The following is a 13,176-nucleotide window of genomic DNA, read 5'->3' as shown; positions in this document are numbered from 1 at the left end:
GAAAATGCTAACGCAGAAGGTCATTACAAATTATTAACTGTAGCTATTGTTATCGGTATAGTAGGCGTGTTCCTGCGTTTTGCCGGCGATGCCAACACAGGCTTCATGTTTACTTCTATATCAAATGTTATTTTGATCATTGGTATCCTGATCGCTTTGAAATGCGTTTTCGCAATTATGAAGTAATAAACCTGTAACAGGAAAATGATATAAAAAAGCGCCTTCATTTTGAAGACGCTTTTTTTGTGCCTTTTATTTAGGATGATATCCCGATTCGTTCAGGAGCTTTTGGGCATCTTTATCGGCCATCAGCTGCGGTAGCGTTACATCAGGGTGCTTATCCATATATTTCCTTACTATCTGCCAGCCCGTCCACACAGCAAGTTTCGGTGCCGATTCATTCTTTTCGCCAAGGCCGGGAGTGAAAGGGGCTTCGGTAAGATACTTCTGGATTTTCTGATAATCAGTTTCGTAAAGTAGGTTTTGCTCTAAAAAGTATCCCCAGATCTTACTTTCAAACTCAGTGCACCATTTTAGTTGTTCGGTAGTATAACGGATCTTGGTGCTATCGGCCACGTCAGGTAATACCCTGTCCATAAAATACATGATCTTGCCGTTATATATCATTTTATTCAACAGTGCTTTGTCATTGTCATCTTCCTGAAACATATCTTCACGCGCTATGCCTTCAACCACGCGGGGCGTAATATTATCAGGAGTGAACCATTTGGAAAGGTAATGTGGAAAGGCATTGGTAAGCGAAGGATAAAAGCGCGAATCGGCACCCAGGAAAAGATCTATACCTACACCAAAGTAGCCATCGCCAATGGTAGTTTGTGCCTGGAAGCCCGAAATGTAAGCATACACCCGCGGCAGGCGTTTTTGCGGGTAATAATATTTAATGTATTTAAATGCTTCGGTAAGGCTGGCATTCTGCCGGTCCATATTGGGGAAAGCCACATCGGCATCGTGCTTCAGGTCGTTATAGGCTTTACCCGCAAACACCTGGTGCAGCGCTTTAAAATAACTGGTATCCTTAGTACTGCCAACCTGTAAAATGCGTTCAATAAAATCGGGGTAAAAGCTGCCATATTGTTTTTGCAGGTACGCAGCCTGCAAGGCCATGGGTTTATTGCGCATGGCGTCAAAATCATGGTCGAACCGCTCAATTTTAACATCAGCATTGATATTGCTCACATCAATTTTTTTGTTGTGCGTACAGGCGCTTAATATCAGGCCGATGGAAAAAATTAAGTAAATTTGCTTTGCTATATACCGGGTAGGGTTCATCTTTATCCTTTAGGGCAAAAGTAATTTTATTTGCATAATGTTGCTACTATTGTTAAGTCAATAGTCGGTAGTTCTGAGTCGCAAGTTGTATTTTTTGACTAAAGGCTACTGACTAAATATATATATACTATGAAAATCGCGTTAGCACAGCTCAACTATCACGTAGGTAATTTTGAATCGAACACCAATAAAATAATCGATCATATCATCAAGGCAAAAAATAATGGTGCCGACCTGGTTGTATTTGCCGAACTATGTGTTTGCGGCTATCCTTCGCGCGATTTTTTAGAGTTTGATGAATTTATAGGCTTATGCGATGAAGCTGCTAAAAAGATAGCTGCAGTATGCGTGGATATAGCCTGTATCATAGGCCTGCCAACCCCAAACCATAAAACCGAAGGTAAAGACCTGAGCAATTCGGCCTATTTTATTGAGAATGGCGAAGTGAAAGCCGTGGTAAATAAAGCCCTGCTGCCTAATTACGATGTGTTTGATGAATACCGCTATTTTGAGCCTTCGACCGAATTTAGCTGTATTGAGTTTAAAGGCAAGCGCATAGCCCTTACTATTTGCGAGGACCTGTGGAATACCATCGAGAACCCGCTGTATGTTACCCGCCCAATGGATACCCTTATCCATCAGAACCCGCATGTAATGATCAATATAGCGGCGTCGCCTTTTGCCTATAACCATGATGAGGAGCGTATAGAGATATTGAGCGACAATGCCAGTCGTTATAAACTGCCTTTGTTGTACGTTAATCACGTAGGTGCCCAAACAGAATTGATATTTGATGGTGGTTCCTTAGTGTTTGATAACACAGGTAAGCTGATTGACGAAATGCCTTACTTTGAGGAGAGCCTGGCTTACTATACGCTTAACGATGATAATACGCTAAGCTTTGATCATCCCACAACTATAAAAGCCCAACGCCCCGGCGATATAGAACAGATATACCAGGGGATAATCCTTGGCATCCGCGATTATTTTTATAAATCGGGATTTAAGCAGGCAATTTTAGGTCTGTCGGGCGGTATTGATTCGGCTGTGGTATGTGCTTTGGCTGCCGAGGCGCTTGGGCCGCAAAATGTGATGGCCGTATTACTGCCTTCACGCTTTTCAACAGACCATTCATTAAAAGATGCTCAGGACCTGGTTGATAACCTTGGCTGTAAGCACGAAATAGTACCTATCAAAAGCATCACCGAAGCATTTGAAACAGCATTGAACCCGCAGTTTGATGGTTTGCCGTTTAATATTGCCGAAGAAAATATCCAGTCGCGCAGCAGGGCCGTTTTATTGATGGCGATGTGTAATAAGTTCGGGTACATTTTATTGAATACCAGTAATAAGAGCGAGGCCGCTGTAGGTTATGGCACTTTATATGGCGATATGTGCGGCGGGATTTCTGTTATTGGCGATGTTTACAAAACCCATGTATTTGACCTTGCGCGATACATTAACCGTGATAAGGAGATCATCCCCATAAATTCTATCGTTCAACCACCATCAGCCGAGTTAAGGCCCGATCAAAAAGATACCGACTCGTTGCCTGAATATGATGTACTTGATAAGATCCTGGCCGAGTATATTGAAAACCGTTGCTCATCGGCCGAGATCATTAGGATGGGGTATGACGAAGCAACCGTTCGCCGCGTTATCAAGCTTACTAATTCGGCCGAGCATAAGCGTTATCAAACCCCACCTATTTTAAGGGTGTCGCCAAAAGCATTTGGTATGGGCCGCAGGATGCCAATTGTGGGAAAATACCTGTCGTAACAGCTAAATTTTCACTCTTTAATTGTCAAGTTCACGAATATTGTAAAGCGTTGGTTGTTTTGTTTTAGTTAAGGTTGATTTTTCTTAAAATTGCCTATCTTTCAAACCAATGATTAAACTTTACACAATTATTTCTTTTTGCTATTTGTTGTTTGTAGCAGGCGATGTTATGGCCCAACAACCTTTGATAAGTGAGGCCGGCAAAGCCGAATTGGCCAAACTTTCAAACCAAACAAGCGCTGCTTTTAAAATATCATATAGCAAAGCAGCATCGTTGGCGCAAACACACGGCTGGACATTAACCCGCAAATCAAAAAACGGTAATTTTATTGCCTTGCAGGGAGTTAATAAACTTGGTTTTCCCATATATCTCATAACACATAATAACACAACAGCAGCAGCTACTACTGGTACCAATACCTTGCAACCCGGTGGCTCTCTCGGTTTAAACCTGTCAGGATCATCCGATTTTTTGGCTAATAAACTGGCTATTTGGGATGGTGGCTCGGTTTATAAAGCACATCAGGAGTTTACAGGAAAAAATATTACGCTTAAAAATAATGCGGCGGTGAATGACCATTCATCGCATGTGGCGGGTACAATGATTGCCAAAGGCGTTTACGCGCCTGCTAAAGGAATGTCGTTTGGGGCAACCACATTGCAATCATATGATTTTAATGACGACGAAACGGAAATGAGTGCCGCAGCAGCTAACCTGTTGCTGTCAAATCACTCATATGGTGTGGTTGCAGGCTGGGATTATAATGATTCGGCCGGCCGCTGGGAATGGAATGGTTTACCCGGTGATACGGTAGATTATAACTTCGGTTTCTACGATTCCAAAACAGCTAACTGGGACAAGATCGCTTATAATGCTCCCTATTATCTCATTGTGGAGTCGGCCGGTAACGAACGTTCAAGTAATGGCCCGGCAATAGGTGAAACCTACTACGGTTATAAAAGCAAAACTGATCAAACTTTTGTAAGCAAAGGTCCCCGACCGGCAGGGATCAGCAATAATGATGGTTATGATATTATAAGTACAAGCGGTAACGCAAAAAATATCATTACTGTAGGGGCGGTTTATCCGCTTCCTTACGGACCTAAGGTCAGAGAAAATGTGGTTATAGCGCCCTTTAGCAGTTGGGGGCCAACGGATGATGGCCGCATTAAACCCGATATTGTGGGCGATGGCGTAAACGTGCTTTCGGTAGGGGTTGATAATACAACTTCGTATCTTACTTTGTCAGGTACTTCAATGGCCGCTCCTAATATTACCGGGTCGCTTTATTTACTACAGGAATATTACGCCAAACAAAACGGAGGTGCATTTATGAGATCGGCCACATTGAAAGGGCTGGTTTGCCATACCGCTTTTGATGCCGGTAATGTTGGCCCTGATTATATTTATGGCTGGGGGTTATTAAACATGACCGAAGCTGCCCAGGCCTTAACGGATAATGGTGGTAAGAGCATCGTGAGCGAAAAAACACTGACACAGGGACAAACACAAACTTACAATGTGATAGCTTCCGGTAACCGCTTACTGGCCGCAACTATATCGTGGACCGATCCGCAAGGTACGGCAACCACCGAAGGCTTGATCAATAGTCGTACCCCTAAATTGGTGAATGATCTCGATATCCGCGTAAGCGACGGCATAACCACATTTACCCCCTGGGTACTTGACCCGAACCAGCCTGGTTTGGCCGCAACCAACGGAGATAACATCAGGGATAATATTGAACAGGTATATATTCCTAATTCGGTTCCCGGGAGGGCTTATACGATTACCGTATCACACAAAAGCGTCCTTTCATCAGGTTCGCAGGCCTACTCGCTTATTGTTACCGGGGTTGGCGGAACTACTTACTGTACTTCGGCCCCGCTGTCAAACGCCGATTCAAGAGTTGATAACGTTAAACTGGCCAATATTGATAATACCCCGGCCGCAGGCTGCAAAAGCTATTCGGACTATACCAATCTTACCGTGCAGTTGGAGCAGGCCAAAACATATCCACTGAGTATTACACTTGGTACCTGCGGCAACAATTTTAATAAAGCTGCAAAAGTATTTATCGACTGGAATGCTAATGGTGTTTTTGAAGATAATGAACTGGCCGCGACAACCGGGATTATTAATGGTACCGGTACTTATAATACCAATATCACGGTGCCGGGAACAGTGGTTGCCGGTGCTTACAGCCTCATGAGGATAGTGCTTACCGAAACCGGTGATGCGTCAACCATTAAAGCTTGTGGCAGCTATAATAAAGGCGAAACCCAGGATTACCGGGTGCAGTTTTTACAAACCAGTATCGACGCGGGTGTCATTGCTATTGTTAGCCCCGGTAGCAGCGGTTCATGCTCAGCAAGTACGCCCGTTACGGTGAGGCTTAAAAACTTTGGTAATGCCGCTATTAACAATATCCCGGTAACGGTTACCATTACCGATGCCAATAATGTTACCACTACTTATAACGAAACCTACAAAAGCTCCCTGCCGGCATTGGCCGAAGATAACTTTACCTTTAGCCAGGAGTTTAACGCGGTTGCGGGGGCATCTTACACCATTACTGCCACCAGTAAACTTGCCGGAGACCCGGTTAGCAGCAATAATTCGGTAACGGCTAACGTGGTGATCAATTCCCCGGCAACTATCGGCGATCTGAGTGCTTATTATTGCACCACTACCAAACAATATGAATTATTTGGTACCGGCGACGGCACTGTTTTATGGTACCAGAATGCAACTGATGTATTGCCGATAGCGGCGGGGAGTGAGGCGGTAACAACACAGGCCCCAGTTAATAATACCTTCTATGCGGGCATTAATGATTTCACGGGCTCCATAGGGCCTGCTACTAAAAGTGTATTTACAGCGGGTGGTTATAACCAGTTCACCCCTTATATAACCGTAAATACCAAGGTGCCCTTATTGATTAAAAGCGCCCGCCTTTATATTGGTAACTCTGGCAAAATAACCTTTAACGTGGCGAATAGTAACGGGCAGATCGTATCGTCAACTACCATAAATGCGGTTGCAACCCGTACTACACCGCTGGCAGGCGCGCAGGCCGATGATCCTAATGATCAGGGACAGGTTTATGATCTGAACCTGTCATTGCCGGCCGCCGGTGATTACCAGATCTCTGTGGATTTTCCAGACCAGGCCACCATTTATCGTAATAATGGAGGGGTAACAGGTTATCCGTTCAGTATCGGTAATATATTTAGCATTACCGGTAACAGCGCCACTGCAACCAATGGTGATACTGCGGCTTATAAAGGTTTCTATTATTACTTTTATGATATGAAGGTGCAAAGCCTTGGCTGCGCATCCGCCGCACGTAAAGCAGTTACCTTAAGTAAGCCGGTTATTACGCAAACCAATAATACCCTGAACTCAAACTTTACCGATGGTAACCAGTGGTTGTTAAATGGCAACGTAATAAGCGGGGCTACTGCTGCAAGTTATGACCCGGTACAAAGCGGAAAATACCAGGTGCAGGTTACATTGGCAAATGGCTGCGTAGCACAGTCGGATAACTTTGTTTATGCGAGAGAAGGTGTTACCGGAAGCAAAAGCGAAATCGGATTAAGTGCATTTCCGGTGCCGGCAAGTACCAATTTGAATGTGGTATTTACGGCCAAAGAAGCCACAACCCTGAAACTATCATTGGTTAACGCATTAGGCGAATCCGTTTACCAGGGCGGGCAACAAAATATTGATGAGGGTAATTACAGCACTATTCTTAATGTGAGCAGGCAAACGCCGGGAGTGTATGTGCTGAGGGTATTGCTCGGGCAGAAGATCTATTCGCAAAAAGTTATCATCACCCGTTAAGCAGGTGATGATAGCTTTTTCAACTTTTTAGAAAGTATATTTTAATCCCAGGCCGGGTGCGATATCAAAAAATGGACCTCTTGCCAGTTCAAGTCGTGGGTTAAGGTCAAGGCTGATAGCAATTGGAGCCGAAGGGATAACATATTCCAAACCGATAACAGCATCAGCACCTATCAGGATGTGTTTGCCGTTGTAGTACTCGTCGTCACCACCAAAGCGTTTGTAATAGCCGCTGCCTACCGAACCGAGGTGACCGCCAAAGCCATAGTAAAAGCTCAGTTTATCAACGTTAAAGGCTTGCTGGTTTAATTCATATAAACCGGTTAATACAGCGCCATGATCGCGGATGCCTAAAATGCCTTCAAGCGCAGTGCCTTTATCCATAAAATATTTAACAGAGGGGCCAACTTCGTATGCGCCAAATTTTAAACCTACTGCAGTTTTATAGTCCTGGGCTTGTGAGTTTTTGCTGATAAGTAAAAAGGAAAAGGAAAGTAATAAAAGGTACGTTAATTTTTTCATGCAGATGAATTTAATGATTGACAATAATGTAGCTGTAACAACAAAGTGACCAGCTTGTTTAGCTCAATTTGAGTTTTTATATTATATGCAAATAAACGGCAGAATTGCTTTTTTATGGTATTTACATATAAAAACATGGTGCATTGCTTCGCATTTTGTTGGTTTTCAGCATGAAAGAATGGTTTCGGATTGTTAAATTATGCGTTCAAATAATTTAATTTAGTGAAAAATAAATTTATATAATGGTCATCAACCGCCGTAAAGCAAGTAATTCGAAATACCTTATCCTGTTTTTATCCGCTGTGTTTTTTGTTTTATGGGGATGCACCCCGGGCCGGCTCGGTATCAACAACAGCGGCCAGTATCGCAACGGAATGGTGGTTTGCGCTTATCCTGATGCCGCGCAGGTAGGCGTGGATATATTGAAGAAAGGCGGCAACGCGGTTGACGCTGCGGTAGCCGTACAATTTGCTTTGGCAGTTACGTTACCTGAAGCCGGCAACATCGGCGGTGGAGGTTTTATGGTTTATCGTGCAGGTGACGGCAAAACAAACACACTCGATTTTAGGGAGAAAGGCCCCGGAGCGGCTAATGCTAACATGTACCTCGATTCGGCCGGTAATGTAGTACCTGATATGAGTTTATATACCCACAAGGCATCAGGCGTGCCGGGATCTGTTGACGGCATGGTTGAAGCTCATCGGAAATACGGCAAACTGAAATGGGCTGACCTGGTGCAGCCCGCCATTAACCTTGCCCGCAACGGCTTTAAAATAACCAAACACCTGGCTAACGATCTTAACCGCACCGCCGGGCAATTTAAAGAGCTAAACCCCGGTAAAAACTACTTGGTGAAGGACGGGGAATGGAAAGAAGGCGATTTGCTGGTACAAGAAGATCTCACCAAAACATTTGAACAGATCCGCGATAAAGGCCGCGATGGATTTTATGATGGCCCGGTTGCCGATTTATTGGTTGCCGAAATGAAACAGGGCAATGGCCTCATCACCAAAGCCGACTTGAAAAATTATCATGCCGTTTGGCGCGACGCGCTTATTGGCAACTACAAGGATTATAAGATCATCACTATGCCGCCACCATCAAGCGGTGGTATAGCTTTATTACAATTACTGAAATCAGTTGAGGCTTACCCGCTGAAACGCTGGGGCTACAACCAGGATTCGACCATCAGGCTTATTGTTGAGGCTGAACGCCGGGTGTATGCCGATCGTTCTAAATACCTGGGTGATCCTGACTTTTATAAGGTACCGGTTGATAGCCTGCTTGAGCCGGCCTACATCACATCGCGCATGAAAAGCTTTAGCTGGGATGCTGCTACGCCAAGTACCAGTATCCAGCCGGGCTCATTTGTTGGCTATGAAAGCGACCAGACCACCCATTACTCTATTGTTGACAGGGAGGGCAATGCAGTATCTATCACCACAACTTTAAATGACAGTTTTGGTTCGAGGATCTTTGTAAATGGCGCAGGGTTTTTGCTTAATAACGAAATGGATGATTTTAGTTCAAAACCGGGTGTACCAAATATGTACGGACTTATCGGCGGCAAAGCCAACAGCATCCAGCCGGGCAAACGGATGCTATCGTCAATGACCCCTACTATTGTTGAAAAGGACGGAAAACTGTTTATGGTAGTAGGTACCCCCGGCGGTTCAACCATTATTACCTCTGTTTTTCAAACCATACTCAATGTAATTGAATTTAACCAGGGCATGCAGCAGGCCGTTGCCTCAAAGCGTTTTCATAGCCAATGGCTGCCCGATGAGGTAGCTATTGAAAAAGGCAGTGTTGACAGCGTAACCGTAAACAAGCTGCAGAGTAAAGGATATAAGATCGTAGCCAGGCAATCCATTGGCCGGGTTGATGCCATCCTCAAAACCCAATGGGGCTACTACGAAGGCGGTGCTGACCCGAGAGGGGATGATACGAAGATGGGTTTTTAAGTTTGCAGTGAGCGGTTTACAGTTTGCAGTAGATAATAAGCTATCCTGCTTTTAGTGAACTGCAAACCGCTCACTGTAAACTGCCAACTAAAATTTGCGTAATCAATAAGCATTTCTTACGTTTGGTATGCATGCATAATAATGAAAAACACCAGGAAACTATTGACTATTTTATAAAAATAGTATGGCAAACCATGGCTAACCGGTATAACCAACTGGTTACGGAGTTTGGCTTTACACAATCAATAGGTTACCTGCTCATTAATATCGACGAAAAGGAAGGTACTACCGTATCGCAGGCGGCTGCCTTGTTGGGACTTAAATCAACCAGCTTGTCGCGTATGCTTAGTCAGCTTGAAACCACAGGCCTTATCTATCGCGAAAGCAATGAGGGGGATAAACGCTCGGTTAAAATTTACCTTACCCCGCTCGGTAAGGAAAAACGTCACCAGGCCCGTGTAATAGTACGGCAATTCAATAACTACCTTGATGCCAACATCAGCGAAGCCGATAAGCAACACCTCATTGAAACCCTCAAAAAACTGAACAAGCTTACGGTTAATTATAAGCCATAAGAAGGCATTTGCGCTACGCGTCATTTTATACAATAAATACCAAAAAGAACCGTCATTGCGAGGTACGAAGCAATCCCCAATTAGTAGAGCAGCTGAGCAAGTTACGCTGTACACTTCGCGATTGCTTCGTAACTCGCAATGACGGGGAGAAAGGCTTATCGATATAATGACCCCATCACCCACACTTTTACTTAAAATTGAACGTTTTACCTTCAAAATACCCCATAAGTGGTGTTTTAAACGGTGCCTGCTTTTTATTAATTGTTAAAAAGTGTTAAGCTGCCGTTTTTCTATTTTAAAAGAATAAATTTGCCCTTTGAATTGATGAACAGAATTCTGATAGTCTTATTGCTTTTAGGCGTTATTGCAGGTGGTTGTGTAAAATCATCCGTTAGCCCGGTGGTGCAGTATAATAAACAAAAAGCAATCGATAGCGCTATTATAAGCGATTACCTGGCTGCTAATAGTACATTAAAAGCCAAAAAGATAGATACCACAGGTGTTTATTACATAGTAAATGATGGGGAAGAGGGGACAGGTAATGTACTTTATACCAGCTCAACACAGGTTACGGTTGGTTTTACCGGTAAAATACTAACATCGGGTTTTGTATTTGCGCAAACAGATCAGTTTCACCCCACTTATGTATTGGGTAGTGTAATAAAAGGCTGGCAGTTAGGTATCCCGCAGATAAGGCCGGGAGGTAAAGTTCGGTTGCTGATCCCATCGCGTTATGCTTACGGGCCATATGCACAGGATTCGATACATTTACCGGCAAATTCGGTGCTTGATTTTCAAATTCAATTGTATGGCGTAACCAATTAACATCGCCTGATAAAAATGAATAATACAGGCCAGAGAAGCAATAAGCTTTGAAGGTTATAAAAGACAAATTATAATAGATGAAACAAACAATTTTTACGCTCTTAGTACTTATCTCTATAGGCCTTATATCATGCCGGAAAGACAAGAACGATCCTGGCATTAAGCAATACGACGATACCCAAATAAAGAATTATATAGCGGCAAACAACATTACAGGTATGCTGCGTGATACTACAGATGGTGATACTACCGGTATTTATTACAAGATCCTTTCGCAAGGCCGTGGTACACCGATGGATTATTCAGACCAGATCTCATTTGTATTCACTATCCGCACACTTGATGGTAAGTTTATATCGGTTGATTCTCTTAACACGAACCATTTTTACGGGTATTTGGGCCATGTTAGCAATTCGCTGCCAAAAGGTTTGCAGACAGCCATCCATAACCTGATAAAATATAAGGGTACGGCAGCAAGGGTTATCATACCATCGCATTTGGCTTATGGCGTTAACGGCTATGGGTCGGGCAGCTCAAGTAATGCCAATACCCACATTGGGGGGAACCAAAGCTTGGATTACTATATTAACGTGGTTTCAAACCAGGAGGTTTATGATGACGCTATCATTACTAATTATATCAAAGCAAAAAGTCTGACCGGCTTTACTAAAACGGCCGATGGTGTATATATCAAAGTGGCTACACCTGGTACCGGTTCAGATCAGATCAATACCGACTCTTACATAACATGCACCTATTCGGGCAAATATTTAAATGATACTGTGTTTGACAGCACTTCTTTACAAGGGGCTACCTCTTCATCCTTTACGGTTAGCGATTTAGCAAAAGGTGTACAGGAAGGTTTAACCGGGCAGGTAGCCGGTTCCGCAGTATCTATTATAATACCATCAAGGTTTGGTTATGGTACTACGGGCAGCGGCACCTCAATAGCTGCAAACGTTGTCCTGTATTTTGATTTTACAGTAGCTACGGTCACTAACTAATAATAATTATTTAGCCAGCGCTTTTTTAAACGCGGCTAAGCATCTGTCGCGCGCGGCAGCATGATCAACAATGGGTTTTGGATATTTGCTGAAGTCGGCATATTCCGGAACCCATTTTTTTATGTATTGAAGCTCCGGGTCGAACTTTTTAGTTTGCGCATCGGGGTTGAAGATCCTGAAGTACGGTGCCGCATCGGTACCTGAACCAGCCGCCCACTGCCAGCCGCCCACATTGCTGGCCATTTCATAATCCAGCAGTTTGCGGGCAAAATAATGCTCGCCCCATCGCCAGTCGATCAGCAGGTCTTTGCTTAAAAAGCTTGCCACTATCATGCGTACCCGGTTATGCATAAAGCCGGTTGCGTTTAGTTCGCGCATCCCTGCATCAACTATCGGGAAACCGGTTTCACCTTTGCACCATGCCTCAAACTGTGTTTCGTTGTTTACCCAATGGATCCGGTCGTATTCGGGCCTGAAAGCATGATCCATGGTATGGGGGAAATGATGTAGTATCATCATATAAAATTCGCGCCAGATGAGTTCATTGAGCCAGGTTTTATCATGGTAACTGTGTGTTGTGCGTGCCAGCTCACGAATGCTTACCGTACCGAAGCGTAAGTGCAAGCCAATGTGCGAGGTGCCTTTAATGGCCGGAAAATCGCGCTGTTCTTTGTAATCTTTGATGACGTTTTCGTAACTCTTATCCGGCAATGCCAGGCTGCTTTTTTCAAAGCCGAGATCTTTTAACGTAGGAGCAGGTAATGCGTTGGTTTGATACAGATTTTTAAAGTACTTTTTTGTGGGGTAAGCTTTTAAATAAAACGGCTTTAGCGTACTGTACCATTTGCGCTGATACGGCGTGTAAACGGTATATGGTTTGCCATCGTCTTTCACCACTTCGCCTTTTTCAAATATTACCTGGTCTTTATAGGTTTTAAAGGGGATGCCATGCTTATGAAGCTTTTCAGCTACCTCGTCATCTCGTTGAATTGCGTATGGCTCATAGTCATGGTTAGTATAAACTTCGGTTATATTATATTCTTTAATGAGCTTATCCCAGGCATATTGAGCTTTAGCATGTACTATAAGCAGGCTGCTGCCTTGTTTGTGAAGCTGGGTCCTTAAATCTTCAATAGTTTGATGGATGAATGTAACACGGGCATCATCTTTATCTTCCAGTTGGTCAAGGATCTCTTTATCAAAAATGAAGACAGGTAAAACCGGGTTGCCGCTTTTAAGGGCATGATAGAGCCCTGCATTATCATCAAGCCGCAGGTCGCGGCGGAACCAGAATAGTGTTACCGGTGTTTTATGATCCATAAATTTCAGTTAGCGCCGCATCGATATCGGCATATTTAAACTTGAACCCG

General features: G+C 43.8%; 10 protein-coding genes. 7 read left to right on the top strand and 3 right to left on the bottom strand.

Annotation, left to right across the window (positions count from 1 at the left end):
- A partial coding sequence (locus tag VF500_RS01535) for a hypothetical protein (protein WP_330857985.1) occupies positions 1-186 on the top strand: 186 nt, incomplete at its 5' end.
- Positions 187-252: 66 nt separating this feature from the next.
- Here the strand turns inward: VF500_RS01535 and gldB are convergent.
- Entirely contained in the window at positions 253-1,290 is a 1,038-nt protein-coding gene (gldB, locus tag VF500_RS01530) for a gliding motility lipoprotein GldB (protein ID WP_330857984.1), read from the bottom strand.
- A gap of 129 nt (positions 1,291-1,419) precedes the next feature.
- On the opposite strand from gldB, the gene VF500_RS01525 reads away from it, so the two are divergent.
- Both VF500_RS01525 and VF500_RS01520 read left to right on the top strand, forming a co-directional pair.
- Positions 1,420-3,069 carry an NAD+ synthase gene (locus tag VF500_RS01525; RefSeq protein ID WP_330857983.1) on the top strand — a complete coding sequence of 550 codons (1,650 nt, stop codon included), beginning with the start codon at positions 1,420-1,422 and terminating at the stop codon, positions 3,067-3,069.
- Between the two features lie 109 nt (positions 3,070-3,178).
- On the top strand, positions 3,179-6,916 hold the full coding sequence (locus VF500_RS01520; protein WP_330857982.1) for a S8 family serine peptidase: 3,738 nt from the start codon (positions 3,179-3,181) through the stop codon (positions 6,914-6,916).
- Between the two features lie 27 nt (positions 6,917-6,943).
- Here the strand turns inward: VF500_RS01520 and VF500_RS01515 are convergent, their stop codons facing one another.
- Positions 6,944-7,438 (bottom strand): hypothetical protein, encoded by a 495-nt coding sequence (locus tag VF500_RS01515; RefSeq protein ID WP_330857981.1) that lies wholly within the window; start codon positions 7,436-7,438, stop codon positions 6,944-6,946.
- Between the two features lie 242 nt (positions 7,439-7,680).
- Here VF500_RS01515 and ggt point away from each other — a divergent pair, with 242 nt between their 5' ends.
- The 4 genes from ggt to VF500_RS01495 all read left to right on the top strand — a co-directional run bounded on the left by ggt (position 7,681) and on the right by VF500_RS01495 (position 11,806).
- Complete coding sequence (gene ggt, locus VF500_RS01510; RefSeq protein ID WP_330857980.1) at positions 7,681-9,402, top strand: gamma-glutamyltransferase; 1,722 nt, start codon at positions 7,681-7,683, stop codon at positions 9,400-9,402.
- A gap of 131 nt (positions 9,403-9,533) precedes the next feature.
- A complete protein-coding gene (locus VF500_RS01505; RefSeq protein WP_330857979.1) occupies positions 9,534-9,977 on the top strand; it encodes a MarR family winged helix-turn-helix transcriptional regulator in 444 nt (147 codons plus the stop codon).
- A gap of 324 nt (positions 9,978-10,301) precedes the next feature.
- Positions 10,302-10,802, top strand: a complete 501-nt coding sequence (locus VF500_RS01500) for an FKBP-type peptidyl-prolyl cis-trans isomerase (protein ID WP_330857978.1) — start codon at positions 10,302-10,304, stop codon at positions 10,800-10,802.
- A 77-nt stretch (positions 10,803-10,879) separates the two neighbouring features.
- On the top strand, positions 10,880-11,806 hold the full coding sequence (locus VF500_RS01495; RefSeq protein ID WP_330857977.1) for an FKBP-type peptidyl-prolyl cis-trans isomerase: 927 nt from the start codon (positions 10,880-10,882) through the stop codon (positions 11,804-11,806).
- A gap of 6 nt (positions 11,807-11,812) precedes the next feature.
- Here VF500_RS01495 and VF500_RS01490 read toward each other — a convergent pair whose 3' ends face one another.
- Positions 11,813-13,126, bottom strand: coding sequence for a deoxyribodipyrimidine photo-lyase (locus tag VF500_RS01490; RefSeq protein WP_330857976.1), 1,314 nt, complete (start codon positions 13,124-13,126; stop codon positions 11,813-11,815).
- Between the last annotated feature and the right edge of the window lie 50 nt (positions 13,127-13,176).

Source organism: Mucilaginibacter sp. (genome assembly GCF_036383575.1).
GTDB lineage: Bacteria > Bacteroidota > Bacteroidia > Sphingobacteriales > Sphingobacteriaceae > Mucilaginibacter.
This window is presented reverse-complemented; position numbering and strand designations above follow the sequence as displayed.